The sequence below is a fragment of the Pantoea sp. AS142 genome (assembly GCF_037152305.1).
Classification (GTDB): Bacteria; Pseudomonadota; Gammaproteobacteria; order Enterobacterales; family Enterobacteriaceae; genus Pantoea.
In genome coordinates this window covers 73,441-96,920 of sequence record NZ_JBBCMO010000008.1, presented here as the reverse complement: position 1 = coordinate 96,920, position 23,480 = coordinate 73,441, and the positions used below count along the sequence as shown (strand labels likewise).

The following is a 23,480-nucleotide window of genomic DNA, read 5'->3' as shown; positions in this document are numbered from 1 at the left end:
GGTGGCGCTGGCTGCGTGCTGCCGCCGATAGCCAGGCATGCCAGGCGCTAAGACGCGCCTGACATGCCCTTAACAGCCGTGTCGTGGCTCTGCTGCCCGGCGCTAATGCGTTACTCCGGATAAGGCACCCAGTCGCCGCCGTTGAGCCTGATCCAGGGTTTGCCCTGATACATAATCACCACCGCACCGTCGTTTTCTGACACCACCGGCGTCTGTGGAAGCTTGTCAGTCAGCACCGACATATTCACATTCGGCGCATTAAATACCTGTCCATCCACCACGCGCGACACAATTTCTGAGACTGCCAGCAGACTGGTCGGAGCATCAATATTGAGTGGCTGTCCCTGATGCGGTGCTTTCATGCCGACAAATTTAATCCCCACCGGCACATGCGTAATGCCAGGGCTGGGAATATCCCGCAGGCCTGACATCTGCATTTTGTCGCCCTGCAGTGCTGCGCCATGCTCCGGCACCACCAGTACCATCACCCGGCGACCCGATTTCTCCAGCTGGGTGAGGAAAGCGTCGATCTGATCAAACAGCAACTGAGTGCGCGGCTTCCAGGGGGCGGTTTTGGTGCTGCCGAGTTCGCGGGTGCCGTCATGCAGCGGGATCAGATTGTAGAAGGTGGCGCTGCGTGCATCGCTGCTCTTGCTGCGATCGTCGAGCCAGCGCTGCATCAGCTGGGCATCGTTGAACACCGGCGAGCTGTCGAATGAGGTCAACTCCGGCGCAATACCCGCTTGCGACATCAGCGGCGCCTGAACGTCTCCACTCTCGCGCAACTCCTTGAGATAATTACCAAACACGCCAGCATGATCCATCATCAGCTGCTCTTTAAAGCCCAGCTTCGCCAGATTATCGAACAGGTAGCAGCGTGAATCAGTGGGTTTGTAGAGGTCACTGTGTGAGGTCTGACCGCAGCTGGCACGCAGCAGACGAATCCCCGCCGGTCCGCTGTAGCTGGTGGCGGAGTTAAAGTTGGTCAGCATGATGTCGAAGTGCTGCCACAGCGGATGATTACGCAGCTGGGACGCATCCATATCGGACCAGGCGAGTGAACAGATGTTGATCACCAGAATGTCGAACGGCTGCGAATCGGCCGGCAGGCTGTCGGGAAAATGGGTGACGCGCTTACGCTCACTCTCATAAAAACGGCTGAGCCATGTAGTCAGGCTGGCGCTGGTGGGCGCGGCCGACTGATCGAGTCCATCCGTCACGGCAGCTGCCTGACTGGTGGCGGCGGGAGTCTGATTCAGTACCACCTGCGGGGTGGCTGCGCGGGTCGGCAGCAGTGACATTGCCGGGCCAGCAATAGTCAGCACGTTGAGCCAGAGCAGCATCAGCGAAACCAGCACCGTGATACGCACCCACTGCGCAATAAAGAGATAGATAACCAGCAGGACAAAGAGGGCACCTACCATTTGCCAGTTGATAAAACGGTCTGCCAGATCGAGAAGATAGGCTGCGGAGAAGCCCGCCAGCTGATCGCCCTGGCTGAGAATGCTGCTGAGTCCCGGTAACCAGGTATCATGCCAGAACAGCGCGAAACCGACAGGGATCGAGAGCCAGTGGCGAAGACGATGCAGGCGTATCGACGGCAGCGGGAAGAGCAGCCAGGCGAGAAATACCAGGTTGCTCAGGGCGTGAAAGTTGAGATAGCCGTACCAAAGCAGGGCGAACTTCACTAAAAAGTAGAAATTCCAGCCAGCCAGTCCGCGCCAGGAAGACCAGAAATAGGAAGAGGAGATCGCCGCGGGTTGATCACTATTCATTAATTTTTTGCATCCGTTTCAGAGGATTGACGCTGCCAGTGGCCTTCCGATTTGAGCGCGCGCGCAGGCAACAGGCGATTCATGATGCCGTTCCAGCGACGGGGCAGCCATTGATGATATAACGGCTTCAAAAACAGCAAGATAAAAAAAACCAGTAGCGCAATTTGTACCCAGTCCATCAGAGTCATCAGGCTTTGTTCTCCGGCAATAAAATGATGGGCAGCGGTGCCGAACGTCCCTGCGTTTCGCTTCGGCTCTCAACGGCGGTGCGAGCCGTCTCTGAAACCGGTGTCAGATCCTGAATCGCCATTGGCGTCAGTTTCTTAATATTGCTGACTTCCGCAATAATCTGATTATCCTCGAACCAGACCATGCGGTTTGCAAACAGCTCGTCGTGAGGAAGAGAAAATATATATTTCAAGGCTTTATCGAGATCGTTATAGCGGCAGGAGGAGAGAAACAGTATGACGCGATCTTCCAGCACCGTGACCAAATCGCCGAAGCGACGCGGCTTGCAGAGCGTCAGGATCTGCTGGGGTTTAAGCTGTGGCACCGGCCGCAATGCCACCAGCAGGCCCTTATCATTTTCCGGCAGTAAGGTATTACTGATCAACTGGCTGACTGACTGACAGAAGGCGTCAAGCCGCAGGTAGCCTTTCTCATGCAGCGGCTGCATCGAGGCGGTCAACGCCTCAAAACTGGCGGGGACGCGACGGTTAAACACCTGTCCCTGAAGACCTTCCAGCGTGGTCAGAAACCGCGACATTGCCGCGTTGGTCGGCACGATGGTGTTTACCCCGCAGGCCAGCAGCAGGCGCTCGTCGCTATAACGCAGGCTGGCGCCCATCTCGCGCACCACAATTTTCAGGCCGTTGCCGCGTGCACGACGCAGGCTGTGCACCCTCTTCGCCAGTTCGTTGATATGATCGCTGCGGGTCAGGCTGAAAATAACCGTTGCGGCATTGGCCTGTTGTGCCCGGAACCAGACCTGCTCATTATCATCGAAAAGTTGCCACTGGCGTGAAAGCGGTGGCGCGCCCTCAAGGACTATTTTGTCCGCGAGATAATGCTGCTCGTCATTAAGGCTCAACGGCTCCTGATTTTCATTAAGGGCAAAGAAATGATCCTTTTCACAGCCCAGACGTATTGCACGATCGGCAAGCAGTCGTGCCGCGGCATACCACCAGTTAATTCGATACTGCCAGCTATCCTGCTGAAAGCTCAAATGCGCAACGCCATCCAGCTGACGAAAATAATGCTGAAGATTATTACTCAGGTTTATTATGGTGGTGCCGGAAGTGACGATTAAAAGTGTGAGTTTTCTTTTATGCAACGTGTGGCGCATGCCCTTTATCCACCGGGTTAATTCGGCGTCATTGAGCTTATCCCACTGTGCCGCGCTGCTGTTAAATATCACCAGCCCGTTTTTACTGCCGAGCGTGCGCAGAAAATCACCTTCCAGTTGCAAAAGACTCCGTTTGCTTTTGGAAAGTGAAAACAGTGGGATACGGTCAGGGCCGCCGATCGGGTCGGGCGTCAGTAAATCACGAGGCGGCTGATCAGCGCTGATCAGCGTTACGGCCTGCTGATGTGAAATCACCTGTCGAATCAAAGTGCGGGCATCATCCTGCCGTGCACAAGTTACCCAATAACAGCCAGGCGTTTGCAATGCCGTTAATTCTGGCTGAACATGCAACAGCCCTAGCGAAAAAGAATTTTTCATATTGAATTCGTTATTTTTCCAGTCCAGGCTAGCTTATTATAGACAGGCCTGGATGTAACCTGAGAAATTTAAACATTGCTAATGACAGGCTGGCTTAGAATGTTCTGCAAATGCAGCGTGGCTGGAAATATTTTTCAACGTCATTTTTTTGCGCGCTGGCGGTCATTCTGAGTCTGACATTGTTTTATTTTTGGCGAACTGTAATGAAAAACCAAAATTTTTATACCTCTGAGGCCGCCGAGGGCGATCGTCAGGATGATATTAGCGCTTTGCGTGACGCATTTTCTTTGCTCTCTTTTCGCTATGTCGACATTGCGCGCGAAGAGCGCCTGAAAGAGATTGTGTCGCGCTGGCCGCTATTAGCGGAAACGGTTCCCAGCCAGCCTGAGCAACCTCTCTGATGCCGCAGATAGCGCTTCAGGGCGTGCGGGGCGGTGTCGGCACGACTTCGCTTTGTGCCGGACTGGGCTGGGCGCTGGCGGCCCTGGGCGAGCGGGTCTTGCTGATCGATGGCTCGCCGGTCAGTCAGCTCGGCATGCATTTTAATCTGCCCGCTCAGCAGGAGAATGGCTGGATGAAGGCATTGTGCGAGGGGGAAGCCTGGCAGCACAGCGCACTTCGCTATCCCGAGGGGCCTGATTTGCTACCGCATGGTGTGCTTTCTCATCAACATGCTTTGACAATTACCGGTCAGAATGCGGCGATCGCCGCGCCTCTGCTCCAGGCATTACCGGACCTGCAGGCGCGCTATCAGTGGATTATTTTCGATCTGCCCGCCGACTCCCTGCCGTGGCATGAAACACTCTATCCGAAACTGGATGGCATACTGTGTGTCACCCAGCCAGATGCCAATTGTCATTTACGCCTTAGCCAGCGCCGCTTTCCGGCGGGTACCCGCTTTATTATCAATCAGTTTAATGCCAATAGTCGTCTGCAGCAGGATCTGCATCAGCTCTGGATGGCTTCGCTGACTCAGCTGATACCGCTGCTGATCCATCGGGATGAGGCACTGGCAGAAGCGCTGATGATGAAGCAGCCGGTCGGTGAATACCGGCCACATGCGTTAGTCAGTGAAGAGATCATCACGCTGGCAAACTGGCTACTGCTCAATCTGAAGGGAGTGCGTTCTTGAATCCGTTGCGCTGGCTGTTGACTGCGCCCGCCTGGCAATCGCTGCACAGGGGCTATACCACAGCGCGAGGCAATGGCGCGTCCCGTTTTGCCAGTGCACTTCATCTGTTTTGGTCGGGTCTGGGCCTGATGCTGTTCCGCTTCGAAAGTCCGGCCTGGCAGGGGGTTATTCAGCAGCGCCGCCGCCTCTATCCGCACATCTCACCTGAGCGTCCGCGTCCGCTGGATATCTTACGTTATCTGATTCAGACACTGTGGCTGATCGTGATTCCGCTGCCCCAGGCTAAGGCGCGCAACGGCGTTAAGGGCCTGAGCGCACTGTCTGGTTGGCGCCACCACGGCTATCGCTGGCTGGACAACCTTGTTGCCCGCTCGCAAACTCAGGGCATTGATGCACGCATCGAACAGCGGCTGAAGCGCCTGTCGCCACTGATGCGACGTAGCCTCTTCGTCGTTACTGCCCTCTTTGCCTCACTGCTGGCACTGCTCTGTATCAGCCAGCCCTTTGGTCTGATGACGCAGTTTATCTTTGTCGTACTGCTCTGGGCTCTGGCGATGCTGGTACGGCGCATACCGGGGCGTTTTCCCACCATGATGCTGATAGTGCTGTCGCTGACCGTGTCGTGCCGCTACCTCTGGTGGCGCTATACCTCGACGCTGAACTGGGACGATCCGCTGAGCCTGATATTTGGTCTGCTGCTTATTGCCGCAGAGACTTACGCCTGGGTGGTGCTGGTGCTGGGCTATTTCCAGACGCTCTGGCCGCTTAACCGTCAGCCGGTTTCGATGCCTGGCGATCGGGATCGCTGGCCAGGTATCGATCTGCTGGTGCCGACCTACAACGAACCGCTCAGTGTAGTCAGGCCCACCCTCTACGCCGCTATGGGCATCGACTGGCCGAAAGATCGCCTGAATATCTATCTGCTCGACGACGGCGACCGTCAGGAATTTCGCGACTTTGCTGCCAGCGTGGGTATCAACTATGTCGTCCGCCCCACGCATGAGCACGCCAAGGCCGGCAATATCAACCACGCGCTGGAAAAGCACTGTCGCAGCGAATTTGTGGTGATATTCGACTGTGACCATGTGCCGACGCGCGCCTTTTTGCAGATGACCATGGGGTGGTTTATTAAAGATCCCCGCCTGGCGATGATGCAGACGCCACATCACTTCTTTTCACCGGACCCATTTGAACGCAATCTCGGGCGGTTTCGCCGTACGCCGAATGAGGGGTCGCTCTTTTACGGGCTGGTGCAGGACGGTAACGATACCTGGGATGCCACCTTTTTCTGCGGCTCATGCGCCGTGCTGCGCCGCAGCGCGCTGGAAGAAATTGGCGGTATTGCCGTAGAAACCGTTACTGAGGATGCCCATACCTCGCTGCGTCTGCACCGGCGCGGCTACACCTCGGCCTACATCCGCATTCCTCAGGCGGCCGGGCTGGCGACCGAAAGCCTGTCAGCGCATATCGGGCAGCGTATTCGCTGGGCACGCGGTATGGTGCAGATTTTCCGCCTCGATAACCCGCTGTTGGGTAAGGGGCTGAAGTGGGTGCAGCGGCTGTGTTATGCCAATGCCATGCTGCACTTTCTGTCCGGCATTCCGCGGCTGGTCTTCCTGCTGGCGCCGCTGGCGTTTTTACTCTGCCATGCCTATATCATCTACGCGCCTGCGCTGGCGATCGCCATTTATGTTTTACCTCACATGCTGCATACCAGCCTCACCAACTCGCGTATTCAGGGGCGCTGGCGTCACTCTTTCTGGAGCGAAGTCTACGAGACGGTGCTGGCCTGGTATATCGCCCGCCCTACCACCGTGGCGCTGTTCAATCCTCACAAGGGTAAGTTTAACGTCACCGCGAAAGGCGGACTGGTCGAGGAGCAGCATCTGGACTGGGTGATAACCAAGCCTTATATGCTGCTGGTTCTGCTCAATGTGGCGGGCGTGTTGATGGCGTTCTGGCGCATGCAGCACGGCCCGGCCAACGAGATACTGACGGTATGCGTAAGCCTGATTTGGGTGCTCTATAACATGATTATTCTTGGCGGCGCGGTGGCGGTTTCGGTTGAAGCTCGGCAGATCCGCGAGGCGCACCGGGTAGAGATCGCCATGCCGGCCGCCATCGCACGCGAAGATGGACATATGCTGCCCTGCACGCTGCGTGATTACTCGGATGGCGGCGTCGGGCTGGAGCTGCGCGAACCGGACGCCCTGCGTGAGAATGAAAAAGTGTGGCTGCTGCTGCGTCGTGGACAGCAGGAGTTCAGCTTCCCCTGCCAGGTACAGCGTGTCTTTGGCCGTCGGGCTGGCGTCCGTCTTCATCAGCTGACCACCCAGCAGCATATTGAATTTATCCAGTGTACCTTCGCCCGTGCCGATACCTGGGCGCTGTGGCAGGACGGTTTTCCGGAAGATAAACCGGTGCAAAGCCTCGCCGATATCATGATCCTCGGTTTCAAAGGTTACCTGCGCCTGGCGGAATATGGCCCGCCGCAGTTACGTCGGCTGTTTAACCTGCTTACCGTTGGGGTGAGCTGGCTGGCTTCGCTGTTGCCGCAGGGCATCGGACGTGTGCCAGCTTCAAAAAACGCATTGAGTTGATGATATGACGATAACGAGAGTAAACAGGTGGGTCGCTGCGCTGCTGTTGGGCTCTGCAACACTGAGTTGCGCCCTGGCGCAGGAAAATACGCCGGTCAGTGTCCCCGGAGAAACCGCGGTGCAATCTTTGCCGCCGCAGCCTGCCGCGCCGCTGCGTAACAGTCAGCTGAGCTTTGTTAAGCTGGCACCGCCGCCGGGCAGCATGACGCTGAGCGGTACGCGCACCAGCGGGCAGATCGAGTTCGGGGTGCGCAGTGATGAGGTGGTGACGCGTGCGCTGCTTAATCTCACCTATCGGCCTTCTCCTGCGCTGCTGCCTGTGCTGTCGCAGCTGAAGGTTTATCTCAACGATGAGCTGATCGGTCTGATAACCATCACGCCGGACCAGCTGGGTAAGGAGATTCAGACGCAGCTGGCGATTGATCCTCGTTACATTGCCGACTTTAACCGCGTGCGCTTTGAGCTGGTGGGCCATTACGCCAACGTATGTGAAAATCCTGCTAACAGCACAATCTGGCTGGATATCGGTAAACAGAGTGGCATCGACCTGACGCTGCAAAAACTGCCGTTGAAGAATGACCTCTCCCATTTTCCGGAACCCTTTTTTGATACACGCGACCCGCGACCGCTGACCCTGCCAATGGTGTTTGCTGCCCAGCCAGACATAAAGCAGCAGCGTGCTGCAGCGATTCTCGCCTCCTGGTTTGGCAGCAAAGCGGCCTGGCGCGGACAGCGTTTTCCGGTGCTCTACAATCAGCTGCCGCAACAGCAGCATGCCGTGGTATTTGCCACCAACGATGCGCGCCCGGATTTCCTGAAAGATCTGCCGCCGGTAGTGAAGCCGACCGTGGAGATGGTGAGTCAGCCTGACAGTCCCTATGAAAAAATGCTGCTGATCCTGGGACGCAACGACGACGATTTGCTGACGGCGGTGCAGGGCATGGCGCAGGGTGAGTTGCTGCTGCGCGGAGACATCTCAACCATTGACAGCGTTAAGCTGCTCTCCCCGCGCCAGGCCTATGATGCACCCAACTGGGTGCGAACCGATCGCCGCACCACTTTCGCTGAGCTGACGCAGTACGAGAATCAGTTACAGTCTGATGGTGTGCAGCCTCATCCCGTCAGCCTGACCCTCAATCTGCCGCCCGATCTGTTTTTGGTTCGCGCGCGCGGTATCGACATGGAGCTGAGCTACCGCTTTACCGCGCCTTTCGAGTCGGATGGCTCACGGCTGGCGGTGAACCTGAATAATCAGTTCATCCAGGATTATCCGCTACCGCCTAAAAACACGGCCGGTCAGCAGTTGCTGCATATTCCCCTGATTCAGGGAATGCTGGACAAAAACCATGAACTGCTGATTCCGGCGTTACGCCTGGGTGTGGTGAACCAACTGCGCTTCGATTTTGACTATGCCAACACCTTTATTGGTGGCAACGCTGACGGGCGTTGTGAAACCGTGACGCCGGTCGGCCATCATGTGGTGGTGGACGACAGTTCCAGCATCGATTTTTCCGGCTATCGCCACTACATCGAAATGCCGTCACTGCGTGCCTGGGCAAATGCGGGCTTCCCGTTCAGCCGCTATGCCGATCTGGCGCAAACCCTGGTGCTGATGCCGCCAAAACCGGATGTCCAGCAGGTCAGCACATTGTTGAATGCGATGGGCAATAGTGGCGCACAGACCGGCTATCCAGCACTGCGCGTTCAGTTGACCGATGACTGGGCCACGGCGAAGAAGCAGGATGTGGATCTGCTGATGATCGGTGTCATCCCCAAAGATCTTCAGGATGACCAGCGGATTCCGGCGCTGGTCGACGCCACCGCCAGCTGGCTGAAAGAGCCAGTGCGCCGGATCACGCCGCAGATGAATCCGCAAAGTGGTCGCGATCAGACGGCAGAAAGCACCACTGCCATCAGCTCCCGCGGCCCGCTGGCAACGGTGATCGGCTTCCAGTCGCCGTTTTACGATCAGCGCAGCGTGGTTGCACTGCTCGCCGATGGCACGCCGCGTGGCTGGCAACTGCTCAACGAGGCGATGAGCGACAGCGACAAGCGTGGCGCAATGTCTGGATCTACCGCGGTTATCCGCGAGTCAGGGGTTAACAGTCTGCGGGTTGGCGAGAGCTACTATGTTGGTCATCTGCCGTGGTGGGAGCGTCTCTGGTCGCTACTCTCGATCCATCCATTCTGGCTGGCACTCTGCGCACTCTTTGTGGTGGTGCTGTTCGCGCTGATGACCTGGCGTCTGATGCGAATTATTACCCGACGTCGTTTACTGGATGAAGATGAATAACGCTCAGGTGCTACGGGCGGGCATGCTGCTTGGTGCGCTAAGTGCGCTGCCGGGGCTGGCCGCACCGACTGACGGACTGGAAGTCTCGCCGGTCGAATGGCTGCTGGCACAGGTCCGCACCGGCGAGTCGACCAACAAATACGATCTGGTACAGCAATCGCTCTATCGACTGGAGAAGATCGATCCTGATAATCCCCAGGTGCTGGCCGCTCGTCTGCGTCTGGCGCTGCATCAGGGCGATATCCCCAATGCGCAGTTGCTGCTGGATCAACTGAAAAAGGTTGCGCCTGACTCGGCAGAGACGCGTGAATCAGTTGTCGGCCTGACACTGACGTCATCCGATGGACGGCAGCAACTGCAGCAGGCGCGCCTGCTGGCCACGTCTGGCCGCCTGACGGAGGCGAAAAACGCTTATGATGCGCTGTTCAATGGCATCTTTCCCGATCCGAACACTGCTCTGGAGTACTGGCGACTGTTGGCGCGTCTTCCCGGCCAGGAGAGTGTGGCTTATCAGCAGCTTCAGGCACTGGAACAGCGTTATCCAGGCAATATCGGGGTTGAGCTACAAATTGCACGTATGGCGTTTAATCAACAGCAGCCAGAAAAGGCGATAGCGCAGCTGAAAAAGCTGGCAACCAGTAACGGCGGGCGTGCCGCCGCCGCCGAACTTTGGCTTCAGCAGATCAATGATCAGCCGGTCAGCGACAGCAGCGTGGCGCAGCTAAAGGCTTATCTGGCCGTTTTTACCGATGGCGATGCGTACCAGCAGGGCGTGGAGGTGCTATCGAAGCAGCAGACGACGCTGGCCGATCCCGCTTACCGCGAACGAGTGCATGCGCTGGCGCTGGTTGACACCGGCAATGTTAACAATGCGATGGCCGCCCTTAACCGGGCGCTGAAAGAGAATCCCAACGATCCCGAATTAATGGGCGCGATGGGGCAGACCCAGGCCCGCGCGGGTCAGCGCGAAGCGGCGATTCTCTGGCTGGAACGCGCCATTAACGCGGGTCAGCAGAGCACGCTGATCGGCAAATGGCAGTCGCTGCTTCTGACCAGTCACTACTGGCTGGCGATAGAGCAGGGCGATAAAGCGCTGGCGCAGCATAATGTTGAGGGTGCCGAACAGCACTATCGCGCAGCGCAAAAGTATGACAGCAGCGACAGCTATGCCCTGATTGGCTTGGGTGATGTGGCGATGGCGCGCAAAGATACGGCGGCGGCTGAACAGTTCTGGCAGAACGCGCGACGGCTGGATGGCACGAATATCACCGCGGTGCGTCGGCTGGCGGGGCTTTATCAGGCGGTTTCGCCTGCCCGTGAAATGGCGTTTATTAATACTTTACCCGCCGGGCAGCAGCGCGCACTGGCTGACACAATCCGGACGCTGCGCAGTGACAGCCTGCGCGCTGAGGCGGATGCACTGGCGCAGCAGGCTCGCTGGGCGCAGGCCGCAGATAAATATCGCCAGGCACGGGAGCTGGCACCGGATGACGTCTGGCTCAGTTACCGGCTGGCTGGCGCGCTGCGTAACAGTGGTGACGTGCAGCAGGCGAATGCAGTGATGCGCGCGGTACCTCAGCAGCATCCGCAGGACGCTACTGCACTTTACGCGACCGCACTCTGGTTCTCGGGCAACGATAACGACAGCGAGGCGATGGCCACGCTGCATCGTCTACCCGATGCGCAGTGGAGCAGCGATATGCGTCAGCTGGCTGATCGCCTGAATCAGAATCAGCTCTTTGCGCAGGCCGATGCGCTGCGCGTCGCCGGGAAGGAGCAGGCGGCGGTGACGCTGCTTGATCAGCAGCCGGTTTCCAGCCGACGCGACCTGACGCTGGCCGACTGGGCACTGGCACGCGGTGATGCGCAGCAGGCGCTGGCGAGCTATCAGCAGGTACTGTCGCGCCAGACAGACAACGGCGATGCGGCACTGGGACGGATCGAAGCGCTGGTTGCCCTGCAGCGCAACAGCGAAGCACGACAGGCTCTGGCGCAACAGCCGCCGGTGGAGGCGAGTGTGAATGCGGATCGCCGTGCTGCGCTGGCATGGCAGGCGGTCGGTGAAACCACGCGGGCTGCCATGCTATTCACCGATCTGAAACAGCGTGTCACCTCGCAGCCGCCTTCACAGGATAAGGCGCTGGTGTTTCGTGATGCGGCCCGGCTGGAACGCGCGCAGCAGCAGCCTGAACGGGCGCTGGCAGATTATCGTCAGGCGATGATGGCCAGCGGCATCGATAGCGGTGGCAACATCAGCCGCGCAACCCGCAACGATCCGCAGGATGAGTGGCTTAAACGGAGCCTGCGCAGTGATACGGCCGATCTCTACCGTCAGCAGCAGACCACGCTGACGGTGCAACAGGACTATTCACGCAACAGCGGTACCGGCGGCATCTCTGATTTTACAGCGCATACCACCATGGTGCAGGCAGAAAGGCCGTTTGCCGAAGGGCGCGGCTTTTTCCGTCTCGACCGGGTGGACGTCTCAGCAGGAACGTTTACTACCCGTAATGGCAGCTTCGACGCACTGTTTGGCAGTTGTGACGATGCGAATTCTGGCGGCTGTAACCGCCAGGCCCACCAGCGCGACAGGGGCACGGCGCTGGCTGCTGGCTGGCATAATGCTATCTGGTCTGCCGACCTTGGCACGACGCCGCTGGGTTTTGAAGTCACTAACTGGACCGGCGGCCTGAGCTGGAAAACCGATGTGAAACAGCTCGGTGTGACGCTGACCGCCTCACGCAGGCCGATTGCCAGTTCGCTGCTTTCCTATGCCGGGACGCGCGATCCGGCAGCCAGCGGTGGCAAAAGCTGGGGCGGCGTGGTGGCAACCGGCGGCAGCATCGGGCTGAGTTACGATCAGGGCGGGGCGCATGGCGTCTGGGGCGATATCAGTGCACATCAGATAACCGGTAAAAACGTCGCCGATAACAGCCGCGAACGCCTGATGGGCGGCTATTATTACAAGCTGGTCAACAACGACAACCGCCGTGCGACCGTCGGGCTGAACAGTATGCTCTGGCACTATCAGAAAGATCTCAGCGGTTACACCTTTGGCCAGGGGGGGTACTACAGTCCGCAGCAATATCTCTCCTTTGCTGTGCCGGTCACCTGGCGGCAGCGTACGGAGAACTGGTCATTTGATCTGGGCGGTTCAGTTTCGTGGTCACATTCGAAAACGGATGCGCAGCAGCGTTATCCGGTTAATCCGGGCTATGCCCTGGCCAGCAATCCCTCTTCCGCCAGCAGCTCTGGGGGCGGTATCGGCTACACGCTGCAGGCGGTGGTTGAGCGACGGCTGACATCGGGCTGGTTTATCGGGGCAGGTGTTGATATTCAGCAGGCGAAAGATTACACCCCGAGCCACGGCCTGATCTATGTACGCTATGCTGCCGGGGGCTGGGAGGGGGATCTGGATATGCCGCCACAGCCGCTGGTTCCTTACGCAGATTTTAAATAATCCCGACCGGGAAAAAGCCGGACTTTTCAGACGGTAAAAAAGTCAGTTTATGGGATATACTGGCGGGCATTGTACTGTCTGCTATCTGGGCTTTTTTCATCGTCAGGAGAGAATTTTTGCGCGTAAGCCGTTCACTTACGATAAAGCAGATGGCGACAGTTTCGCTGGTTGCGGTTATCACCATCAGTATCTTTATCGTCATCCAACTGTTTCATTTTGTGCAGCAGCGCAGAATTGACTACGCCCAGCAGATGGAGAATATCGCACACACCGTCCGCCAGCCGCTGTCGGAAGCGGTGCTGCGTGCCGATATTCCTCAGGCCGAACACATTCTTCATTCACTGAAACCTGCCGGTATTTTATCGCGTGCCGATGTGGTGCTGCCGAATGCGTTTCAGGCATTGCATGCCGATTTCGAAACGGAAAAACCGGTGCCGCGTCTGGTGGCGCGCCTGTTTGAGCTGCCGGTGCAGATTACCCTGCCGCTCTATTCCGTTGAAAATACCGGGATGCCGAAACCGCTGGCCTATCTGGTGTTGCAGGCTAATTCGACGCGTGTCTACCAGTTTATTCTCAGCACGCTTTCGACCATGATTATCACCTATCTGCTGCTGGCACTCATCCTGTCAGTGGCAATCAGCTGGTGCATTAACCGGCTGGTGGTACATCCGTTGCGCAATCTCTCGCGCGAGTTGCAGGAGCTACCGCCGCAGTCGATTCTGACGCATAAACTGTCACTTCCGCAGAGCCACCGCGATGACGAAATCGGCATGCTAATCCGCAGCTACAACCGCAATCAGCAGGTGCTGGAGTCGATACATGATGAGATGAGTCGGCTGACCACCCATTTTGCCGTCACCGATCTGCCCAACCGTACCCTGTTTCTGGCGCTGGTCGATCAGTTCATGTGCAACCCTGAACAGCCACTGGGTCTGATGGTGATCCGCATTGAAACCCTGCAGGAAGCCAACGGCGTACTGAGCGATGAACAGCGCGATACGCTGATGCTGACGCTGGTGGAAAAGATCCGCAATACGCTGGATGACCATACTCTGCTGGCGCAGACCAGTATCAGCGACTTTGTCCTGCTAATGAAACGCGCCAGTAATCCGTTTCGCGCGCTGCGCCTGGCTCGCAACCTGATGATTCGTCTTAATCAGCCGGTCAACCTGCATCAGCTGCAATTGCGCCCTAACCTCAGCATCGGTCTGGCGCTGCGCGACGATCAGCCGCTGGGCGCTAATGAGCTGCTTGACCGTGCCACCTCAGCGATGATGTCGGCACGTCATCAGGGCAAAAATCAGATTCTGTTCTTTGACGCCGCGCTGACCGAGCGTGCGCAGAAACGTCTGACCCAGGAGCATGACATTTTGCAGGGGCTGCACGATGAGCAGTTCGCCCTCTACCTGCAACCCCAGGTCGATATGCGCACCGGCGCGTTAACCGGCGCGGAAGCGCTGCTGCGAATGCGCCAGCCAGACGGCAGTTACGGTCTGACCGAAGAGTTTATTGCCACTGCGGAAGAGATTGGCGTGATTAGCGCGCTTGGCCGCTGGGTGTTTGAAGAGGCGTGCCGCATTCTGGCCGGTTGGCAGCGACAGGGCATTATGCTGCCGCTGAGTGTAAATATCTCCGCTGTGCAACTGCGGGACACGGGCGTGGTTTCTCATCTGCAATCTCTGCTGACGCGTCACAGCATCACACCCGGCACTCTGGTGCTGGAAGTGACGGAAACGGCTCAGCTTGAAGATGCGGAACAGGCGATGTCGATGCTGCGCATGTTGCAACAGACCGGCGTGGCGGTCGCGCTGGACGATTTCGGCATGGGCTACTCCAACCTTAACTATCTGCATCAGCTGAAAGCGTTGCCGGTTAACAAGCTGAAGATGGATCGCAGCTTTGTGGCGGCGCTGCCGCATGACGACACGATGGTCTGCATCGTAGCGGCCATCGCCGAGATTATCCAACTGGAGGTGATTGCCGAAGGTGTGGAAACAGCGGAGCAGCGTGACTGGCTGCTGGCGCGCGGTATCTCTATCGGGCAGGGTTATCTCTATGCTGAAGCGCTACCACTGAGCCGATTCAATCATTCGTGGATTGAAAACGCCTCATTGTCGCAATAATGGCCTGATTCATTGATTTTGCGAGAATTTTAGTTACAAAACCCCGTGCTGAAGCGTTTCAGTTCAGAATTACGTCGGTATCATTTCCTGGGCGTTTGTCACCCTGTATTAATCACGTAAACAGAGTGTTATTTTCGGGTTACTGTCAGGCGCCACCTCTGTTGCCCGCCAGTCACAATAACGAATCCGACAACATCACCTCACGGCGTTAGTGGACACCTGTTTATGAAAACCTCACTTTTTAAAAGCCTTTATTTCCAGGTGCTGATGGCGATTGGCATCGGCGTTTTGTTAGGTCATTTTTATCCAGAGTTAGGGACCCAGATGAAGCCGCTGGGAGATGGCTTTGTTAAATTAATCAAGATGATTATCGCCCCGGTAATTTTCTGTACCGTGGTGACCGGCATTGCTGGCATGGAGAGTATGAAAGCGGTAGGACGGACCGGTGCGGTTGCACTGCTCTATTTTGAAATTGTCAGCACCATCGCGCTAATGATCGGCCTGATTGTCGTGAATGTGATGCAGCCAGGTGCCGGGATGAACGTTGACCCTGCCACGCTGGATGCCAAAGCCGTGGCGATTTACGCCCAGCAGGCAGAACAGCAGGGTATCGTCGCCTTCCTGCTGGATGTGATCCCCAATAGCGTGATTGGCGCCTTTGCCAGCGGCAATATTCTGCAGGTGCTGCTGTTTGCCATTCTGTTTGGTTTTGCCCTGCATCGTATGGGTAACTCCGGCACGCTCATTTTCAACGTAATTGAAAACTTCTCAAAAGTGATTTTCGGTATCATCAACATGATTATGCGTCTGGCGCCGATAGGCGCATTTGGCGCGATGGCGTTCACTATCGGTAAGTATGGCGTGGGATCACTGGTGCAGCTCGGCCAGCTGATTATCTGCTTCTACATCACCTGTATTCTGTTTGTGGTGATTGTGCTGGGGCTGATTGCACGTCTGTTTGCGGGATTCAGCATCTTTAAGTTCATCGCCTACATCAAAGAAGAGCTGCTGATTGTGCTGGGCACCTCCTCTTCCGAGTCAGCGCTGCCGCGCATGCTGGATAAGATGGAGAAGCTGGGCTGTAAGAAATCGGTGGTAGGGTTGGTGATACCCACTGGTTACTCCTTTAATCTCGACGGCACGTCGATTTACCTGACCATGGCGGCGGTATTTATTGCTCAGGCGACCAATGCGCACATGGATATTTTCCATCAGATTACGCTGCTGGTGGTGCTGCTGCTCTCCTCAAAAGGTGCGGCTGGCGTAACCGGTAGCGGATTCATCGTGCTGGCGGCAACGCTCTCTGCGGTGGGACATCTGCCGGTGGCGGGTCTGGCGCTCATTCTTGGTATCGACCGCTTTATGTCCGAAGCCCGTGCGCTGACCAACCTGATCGGTAATGGTGTGGCGACCGTGGTGGTGGCGAAGTGGGTCGATCAGCTGGATCATAAACAGCTGACCGACACGCTGGCAGGCCGGAATAAGGAGAATAAAGCGTCTGAATCTTCAATTTAATCATTGAATTTCACTTAAATCCCCACAAATGCTCGCTGTCGCTTGCCCTGACAGCGGGCATTTGCATAATAAACCCTACTTGTTTTTTTTGACGTTTTTCACTTCGTTGCGCGACATCCTGAGCTTCCTGTGGTCAAACACTTTGTTGTTGGATAACAGCGCGATTCGGCGCCAGCCGAATCGTTAATAACAGCGGCAATATGCGCCAGTGATAACGATATTTGAATTATTTGAGTAGGGGTTCACATGCAGGGCACCAGACTTCGGCTTTTGGTTGGTGGATTAGTGCTGGCAAGCAGCTTTGGTCTCCAGGCAGAAACGCTGCAACCGGATCCGGCCTGGCAGGAAGGCAAGCTGGATAATGGATTTAACTGGCAGTTACTGGCCACACCGCAACGCCCCAGTGACCGTATTGAACTGCGGCTGGTGGTGAATACCGGTTCGCTGGTGGAGAGTGCGCAACAGACCGGCTTTAGCCATCTGTTGCCGCGTCTGGCGATGGTCCATAACACCGCGCTCGATAACCATCAGCAGCGTGCGCTATGGCAACAGGCGATGGATCCTCAGCATCCGCTGCCGCCCGTGATCGCCTCCTATGATTCCACCCAATATAATCTGAGTCTGCCGAATAACCGCCCCGAGCTGCTAAAAGAAGCGCTGAACTGGCTGGCGGCCACGGCAGGCAACATGACCCTCACCGAAGAGGTGGTCAACACCGCGCTGGCCGCGTCTGATCCGGTGGCGACCTGGCCGAAAGATCCCCAGGATGTCTGGTGGCGCTACCGCCTGAAAGGCTCCGCGCTGCTGGCGCACGACCCGGCTGCGCTTCCGCGCGCGCCGGTCGATTTAACCCAGCTCAACGGTTTTTATCGTCAGTGGTATACCCCGGATGCGATGACGCTTTACGTGGTGGGGAATGTCGACAGTCGTAACCTCTCTGAGCAGATCAACAAAACTTTCTCAGCGTTAACCGGCAAACGTGAAACGCCTGCGCCACTGCCAACCCTGTCGCCGCTGCCGCACGAGCCGGTGAATCTGGTCAGCGGCAACATGACGCAGGATCGTCTCTCGCTGGTGTGGGATACGCCGTGGCAACCGATTCGTGACTCCCAGAATCTGCAGCGTTACTGGCAGGGCGATCTGGCTCGTGAAGCACTGTTCTGGCATGTCCAGCGCGCGCTCAGTGACAGCAAGGCGCAGGGCATACAGGTCGGATTTGATTGCCGCGTGCTCTTTCAGCGTGCGCAGTGCTCCATCAACATGGATGGGCGCAACGAAAATCTGGCGCAGAATATGAACCTGGTGGCGCATGAGCTGGCAAACGTGCGCGATAAAGGCTTACCGCAGGAGGAATTTGATGCGCTGATGGCGCAGAAGTTGCTGGAGCTGAACAAGCTGTTTACCACCTATGCCCGCACCGATACCGATGTGCTGATGAGTCAGCGCCTGCGCTCTCAGCAGAACGCCGTGGTCGATATCGCGCCTGAGCAGTATCAAAAGCTACGTCAGACTTTCCTGGCCGGTCTGACCCGTGAACAGTTAAATCAGGAGCTGCGTCAGCAGCTGACGCAGGAACTGATGATGGTCCTGATTCAACCGGAAGGCGAAGCGGAAACCAACGTGAAGATCCTGCAAAACAACTGGGACAAAGTGATGGCGCCACCCGCGGCACCGGCGACCAGCAATGAAGCCAGTCCGCCGGATAGCAACGTCAAAGACGTTCCCCCAGCGGCTTAACGTCAGGTTTTTGCCCTGAGCCACTCGGTCACTAACATCGGCCAGCTGGCGAGGGGCAAATCTGCCACGCCACGGATACCAAATCCGTGCCCGCCTTTTTGATAGAAATGCACTTCTGCCGGGACGTTATGCTCACGTAGCGCGCCGAAAAACGCCATGCTGTGATTGACTGACACGGAATCATCGTCGGCGGCGTGGATCAACAGCGTCGGCGGCACCAGCGGATGAACCCGGGTTTCCATTGAATAGGCTTCAATGGTTTTCTGATCGGGCCAGGCACCCAGCAGACGGGTTCTTGCACCTTCATGCGCGATGCCGTCACGCATGCTGATCAGCGGATAAACCAGTACCAGCGCATCCGGACGCGGCGAGAAGTTTTCTGCGCTATCCTGCACCGGATAAAGTTTCTCGGCGAAACGCGTACCCAGACTGGCAGTCAAATGGCCGCCGGCCGAAAAGCCCATCATGACAATGTATTTACCGTTCAGGCCGCGCTGCGCCCGTTCACGCAGGACGCGAACGGCACGCTGCGCATCGGCCAGCGGCGCGTCAGGGCCTTCGTGATGACCGTCATAGGGCAGGCGATAAGTCATTACTGCAAGGGTGTAGCCCATAGAGGTAAAAAAGGTCGCCAGGGCGCTGCCTTCACGATCGATCATCACGCGCTGATAGCCACCGCCCGGTGCGACCAGCAGAGTAATTCCATTTGATTCTACCGGATGCCAGATCGCCATCTCCGGGCAACGCACGCCGGTGGCTGCGCGATCGTAAGGCTCATACTCTTTTGCCATGTCGACAATCTGCGGCTGTGCGCGCGAATCGCTGGCGCCTGGCGCATCACCGTGTGGCCAGGTATTAATAATTTCTGTGTGCATAAATAGATCCTGATGCGGGGGATATTTTAATTTTTTTGTTCGCGGCCGGAGAGAACAGCGTCCTGCTGTTGTTGATTAAAAGATGGTCTTTTTTCAGGCGATCGTCCATCCGAAAAGGGCAAAAACGGACAGATTAGGACTATGCCTGGTGAGAGGAGGTTCGATATAACGGGTTAATATTGTTGGATAATTTATAAGAACTGCTGAAGAGGGTTTGTGTGCTTGTACGATCATTTACGATAAATTTTTGGCTTAACGTAAATAGCTGGAACAGGTTGCTTTGTTAACCGAAATTTAGCCCGTATTCTGTTGCCGGGAAATAAGAGGGGATAATCGGTCTGGTTCGCTACACCAGACAAAATAATCCCCTGACAGGAGGCGGATTAATCCGGCATCGCCTCTGCCGGAATAATGGCGCCACGATGCTGAATGACGGTACTGGCGGTCAGGTGTCCACGCTGCGCGGCGGCTTCTACAGAGGCGCCAGTCAGACGGCGTGCCAGATAACCGGCACTGAACGAATCACCGGCGGCAGTGGTATCGATCACTTTCTCTTTCGCCAGCCGTACCGCAGGCACATCAATCAGTGGCGTATCGCCAGTGGCTACCAGGCAGGAGTCTGCACCGCGCTTAATCACTATTTCGCTGGCACCCGCCTGACGGGTACGCGCGATAACGTCATCCAGTGGCTGTTCGCCCCAGAGCAGATGTTCATCATCCAGTGTCAGGAAGGCAATATCGGTGCAGTTGAGCATGGCGCGATAAGCGGCCTGCGCGCTGGCCTGATCGGCCCATAAACGCGGACGATAGTTGTTGTCAAAAATCACTTTGCCGCCATTAGCGCGACAGCGGGCCAGCAGACTCATCAGCTTCTCACGGCTGGCAGGCGGCAGAATCGCCAGGCTGATGCCGCTAAGGTAGAGATAATCGTAATGCGACAGCTGTTCGGCTATCTCTGCAGATTGCGGGCTGTCGAGCCAGTAACGCGCAGCGGCATCGCTGCGCCAGTACCAGAAGGTGCGCTCGCCTTCGGCATCGGTTTCAATCACATACAGGCCTGGCATTTTATTGTCGAGGCGCTGAATCAGGTCAGTATTGACCTTCTCCTGCTGCCAGGCTGCGATCATCTGATCGCTGAACGAATCCGTACCCAGCGCAGTCACATAATCGACCTGCAACTGCTGCCCATCAACCTGGCGGGCAAGATAAACGGCCGTGTTGAGCGTATCGCCACCAAAGCCACGTTTAATGTTCTCACCCTTTTCGGACAGCTCAATCATGCATTCGCCAATGATGGCAATTTTCTTTTGCGTCATGGTTTCAGACCTGTAGTGAAATATCGCGTTAGTCTCGCGCCTGGTATGGCAGACGTCAATGATTTTAAAACGCCGTTTTAATTTACCATGTAGTGAGAAATAGTCCCGATCTGTCGGATAAGAGCGGCTAATTCCGACCCGTTGTGCCGATGATGCTAACGAAACGGCTGATAGAATCCCCATTTTCATATGGCCAGGTTGTTCCTTTCGTTAGCACAGGCATTACTGATAAGTGTTGATTACACCAGGCTATCGCGTGACCTGTTTATTCTGCCTGGCACTATTGATGAAGGGCGGAGCCTGTTTCAATGCTGCTGGCGCTGATCGATCGCGACTGCAACGGCGTGATTTCTGAAGGCGTAGACACGGAAAAGCTGTGGCAGCAGGTCAAAACATCGCCAGCTATCGCTGCACAGGACTACAACTTTTCGCGTCCGGTCCCCCTTTTCTGAATTGAATCATCTCACTATCCATCTTCCCTGATGCCGTTGCCCGTGGTCTCGACTATCTTTAACGCAGACCGTGAATGTGCAAGGAGAAAGTGTCATGTCGCGTACCGGGAAAATAGTCAGTTGGGTAGCAGGAATTCTGGTGTTATTGATCGTGGTGATTATCGTCGTTATCGCGACCTTTGACTGGAATCGTCTGAAGCCCACCATCAATCAGAAAGTCTCTACAGAATTAAACCGTCCCTTTGCGATACGGGGGGATTTGGGTATCAACTGGGCACGAAATCGCGACGAGTCGGGGTGGCGGCGCTGGGTGCCGTGGCCGCAGGTGCATGCGGAAGATATCATGCTGGGTAATCCTCCCGACATTTCTGATGTCACCATGGTGCATCTGCAGCGGGTCGACGCCACGCTGGCACCGCTGTCGCTGCTGCACAAAGAGCTCTTTATCCCGTGGATTAAGCTGCAGCGGCCCGATGCCCGGCTTATCCAGACCGCCGATAAGAAGAACAACTGGACGTTCGATCTCGCCAGCAGTGACAAGGATGAAAAGAACGCCGCGCCGTCTGCATGGTCCTTCCGTCTGGATAATATTCTGTTTGATCAGGGGCAAATCCGTTATCGCGATGCCGTTAACCGTGCAGATGTCACGGTGCAGGTTAATCCGTTGGGTAAACCGGTGCCTTATGCGCAGATTGCCGGGGGCAATGATCAACAGAAGGGGGCGGGCGACTTTGTCTTTGGCTGGCAGGCCAGCGGCACCTACAATAACGAGAAACTCAGCGGTGAGGGCAAGACGGGCGGTATGCTTTCGCTGCGCAGCCAGAACACCCCTTTCCCGATTCAGGCCGATCTGCGCAACGGCACCACGCGCGTTCAGGTGACCGGCGGTATCCAGGATCCGATGAACCTCGGCGGACTGAATGTGCGGCTGCGCTTCTCGGGCGATACGCTGGCGAATCTCTATGGTCTGACTGGCGTCCTGTTACCTGATACACCGCCTTATGAAACCGATGGCCATCTGATTGCTAAATTCAGTGGCGAAAAGGGCGCGGTCTACCGCTATGAGAAATTCAACGGACATATTGGCGACAGCGATATTCATGGCTCACTCATCTACAGTCAGGTCAAACCACGCCCGACACTCAATGGCGAACTGACCTCTGAGCAGCTGCGCATGGCCGATCTGGGGCCGCTGATTGGTGTGGACTCCGGTAAAGGCAGTGATAAAACTGCTCAGGCTAAAGCCCGGCGTGGTGAGAAATCGAATCAGCCAGCCGACCGTGTGCTGCCGCACGATAAATTCGACACGAAAAACTGGGACGTGATGGATGCCGATGTGAAGTTCAGCGGCAAACGCATCGAACACAGCAATTCACTGCCGTTAAGCGATCTCTACACCCACTTACAGCTGAAAAACGGGGATCTCCTGCTGGACCCGCTGCGCTTTGGTGTTGCGGGTGGCAATCTCAATAGTACCCTCCGGCTGGAGGGGGATCACTCGCCGATGCGCGGTCGTATTGACATACATGCGCGTAAACTGCGTTTGCGTCAGTTGTTCCCGGATGTGCAGGCGATGCAGAACAGTCTCGGCCAGCTCAACGGCGATGCCAGCTTTACCGGTACCGGTAACTCAGTGGCCGATCTGCTGGCGACCAGCAATGGTCAACTCAAGCTGCTGATGAATGATGGTCTAATCAGCCGTAGCCTGATGGAGATCGCCGGACTCAACGTTGGTAACTACGTGGTTGGGAAATTGTTTGGCGATGATCAGGTGCGCATCAACTGTGCAGCCACTGACATCAAATTGCAGAATGGTGTGGCGCTGCCCAACCTGTTTGTATTTGATACCGAGAACGCGATTATCAATGTGTCAGGCAACGCTAACTTCGCCAGTGAGCGGCTGGATCTTTCGGTAAATCCGGAAAGTAAGGGCATCCGTATCGTTACGCTGCGCTCACCGCTCTATGTGCGCGGCACCTTTAAAAATCCCGATGCGGGGGTGAAAGCGGGGCCGCTGCTGGCACGTGGTGCAGCGGCCGTAGCGCTGGGCGCGGTAGTGGGGCCGGCGGCGGCGCTGCTGGCACTGATCTCTCCAAGTGATAATGAAGACAATCAGTGCAGCAACGTACTGCAGCAGATGAAGCAGAAGAAGTAATTAGTTGCGATAGAGCACTTTGATAATGTGATAACCAAAGCCGGTCTTTACCGGCCCGTAAGGCGTCAGCAGCGGGCAGGTAAAGGCCGCTTTATCAAAGGCCGGCACCATCTGTCCCTGACGGAACTCGCCCAGATCGCCACCATTGCGACCGGAAGGACAGGTTGAGTGTTTCTTTGCCAGCTGCTGGAAATTGCCACCTTTCGCCAGTTTCGCCAGAATCTCTTTTGCCAGCGCTTCCTCTTTGACCAGGATGTGTAAAGCCGCCGCGGTTTTCGCCATGTTGGTATCTCGGTTGTGTATAATTGCCGCCCAGTATAAACC

General features: G+C 56.5%; 15 protein-coding genes and 1 pseudogene. 10 read left to right on the top strand and 6 right to left on the bottom strand.

What is annotated here, in order from left to right; translation table 11 throughout:
• Positions 1 to 110: 110 nt before the first annotated feature.
• The 3 genes from bcsG to bcsE are packed head-to-tail and all read right to left on the bottom strand — an operon-like array spanning position 111 to position 3,498.
• On the bottom strand, positions 111 to 1,775 hold the full coding sequence (bcsG, locus tag WFO64_RS15280) for a cellulose biosynthesis protein BcsG (protein WP_337012948.1): 1,665 nt from the start codon (positions 1,773 to 1,775) through the stop codon (positions 111 to 113).
• On the bottom strand, positions 1,775 to 1,963 hold the full coding sequence (bcsF, locus tag WFO64_RS15275; protein ID WP_337012947.1) for a cellulose biosynthesis protein BcsF: 189 nt from the start codon (positions 1,961 to 1,963) through the stop codon (positions 1,775 to 1,777). The genes bcsG and bcsF overlap by 1 nt, the downstream gene beginning before the upstream one ends.
• A complete protein-coding gene (gene bcsE / locus WFO64_RS15270) occupies positions 1,963 to 3,498 on the bottom strand; it encodes a cellulose biosynthesis protein BcsE (protein ID WP_337012946.1) in 1,536 nt (511 codons plus the stop codon). The genes bcsF and bcsE overlap by 1 nt, the downstream gene beginning before the upstream one ends.
• 203 nt (positions 3,499 to 3,701) lie before the next feature.
• Between bcsE and bcsR the strand changes: the two genes are divergently transcribed.
• The 8 genes from bcsR (at position 3,702) to WFO64_RS15230 (ending at position 18,358) form a co-directional block, all read left to right on the top strand.
• Entirely contained in the window at positions 3,702 to 3,899 is a 198-nt protein-coding gene (gene bcsR / locus WFO64_RS15265) for a cellulose biosynthesis protein BcsR (RefSeq protein ID WP_337012945.1), read from the top strand.
• Positions 3,899 to 4,630, top strand: coding sequence for a cellulose biosynthesis protein BcsQ (gene bcsQ / locus WFO64_RS15260; protein WP_337012944.1), 732 nt, complete (start codon positions 3,899 to 3,901; stop codon positions 4,628 to 4,630). Before bcsR ends, bcsQ begins: the two co-directional genes overlap by 1 nt.
• Positions 4,627 to 7,230, top strand: a complete 2,604-nt coding sequence (gene bcsA, locus WFO64_RS15255) for a UDP-forming cellulose synthase catalytic subunit (RefSeq protein WP_337012943.1) — start codon at positions 4,627 to 4,629, stop codon at positions 7,228 to 7,230. The genes bcsQ and bcsA overlap by 4 nt, the downstream gene beginning before the upstream one ends.
• 4 nt (positions 7,231 to 7,234) lie before the next feature.
• On the top strand, positions 7,235 to 9,523 hold the full coding sequence (gene bcsB, locus WFO64_RS15250) for a cellulose biosynthesis cyclic di-GMP-binding regulatory protein BcsB (RefSeq protein ID WP_337012942.1): 2,289 nt from the start codon (positions 7,235 to 7,237) through the stop codon (positions 9,521 to 9,523).
• Positions 9,516 to 12,983, top strand: coding sequence for a cellulose synthase complex outer membrane protein BcsC (gene bcsC / locus WFO64_RS15245; protein ID WP_337012941.1), 3,468 nt, complete (start codon positions 9,516 to 9,518; stop codon positions 12,981 to 12,983). The genes bcsB and bcsC overlap by 8 nt, the downstream gene beginning before the upstream one ends.
• Before the next feature lie 116 nt (positions 12,984 to 13,099).
• Positions 13,100 to 15,106 (top strand): biofilm formation regulator HmsP, encoded by a 2,007-nt coding sequence (gene hmsP, locus WFO64_RS15240; RefSeq protein ID WP_337012940.1) that lies wholly within the window; start codon positions 13,100 to 13,102, stop codon positions 15,104 to 15,106.
• A 225-nt stretch (positions 15,107 to 15,331) separates the two neighbouring features.
• On the top strand, positions 15,332 to 16,621 hold the full coding sequence (locus tag WFO64_RS15235) for a dicarboxylate/amino acid:cation symporter (RefSeq protein ID WP_337012939.1): 1,290 nt from the start codon (positions 15,332 to 15,334) through the stop codon (positions 16,619 to 16,621).
• Positions 16,622 to 16,867: 246 nt separating this feature from the next.
• A complete protein-coding gene (locus WFO64_RS15230) occupies positions 16,868 to 18,358 on the top strand; it encodes a M16 family metallopeptidase (RefSeq protein ID WP_337012938.1) in 1,491 nt (496 codons plus the stop codon).
• Positions 18,359 to 18,360: 2 nt separating this feature from the next.
• Here WFO64_RS15230 and WFO64_RS15225 read toward each other — a convergent pair whose 3' ends face one another.
• Both WFO64_RS15225 and WFO64_RS15220 read right to left on the bottom strand, forming a co-directional pair.
• Entirely contained in the window at positions 18,361 to 19,233 is an 873-nt protein-coding gene (locus WFO64_RS15225) for an alpha/beta hydrolase (RefSeq protein ID WP_337012937.1), read from the bottom strand.
• Positions 19,234 to 19,616: 383 nt separating this feature from the next.
• Positions 19,617 to 20,549 (bottom strand): sugar kinase, encoded by a 933-nt coding sequence (locus WFO64_RS15220; protein ID WP_337012936.1) that lies wholly within the window; start codon positions 20,547 to 20,549, stop codon positions 19,617 to 19,619.
• 237 nt (positions 20,550 to 20,786) lie between these two features.
• Here WFO64_RS15220 and WFO64_RS22595 point away from each other — a divergent pair.
• Both WFO64_RS22595 and WFO64_RS15210 read left to right on the top strand, forming a co-directional pair.
• A pseudogene (locus tag WFO64_RS22595) lies at positions 20,787 to 21,032 on the top strand (cyclic-guanylate-specific phosphodiesterase); the annotation flags it as partial.
• Positions 21,033 to 21,095: 63 nt separating this feature from the next.
• Complete coding sequence (locus tag WFO64_RS15210) at positions 21,096 to 23,156, top strand: AsmA family protein (protein ID WP_337012934.1); 2,061 nt, start codon at positions 21,096 to 21,098, stop codon at positions 23,154 to 23,156.
• Here the strand turns inward: WFO64_RS15210 and ppiC are convergent, their stop codons facing one another.
• A complete protein-coding gene (ppiC, locus tag WFO64_RS15205; RefSeq protein WP_337012933.1) occupies positions 23,157 to 23,438 on the bottom strand; it encodes a peptidylprolyl isomerase PpiC in 282 nt (93 codons plus the stop codon). It abuts the gene before it with no gap.
• Positions 23,439 to 23,480 lie beyond the last annotated feature (42 nt).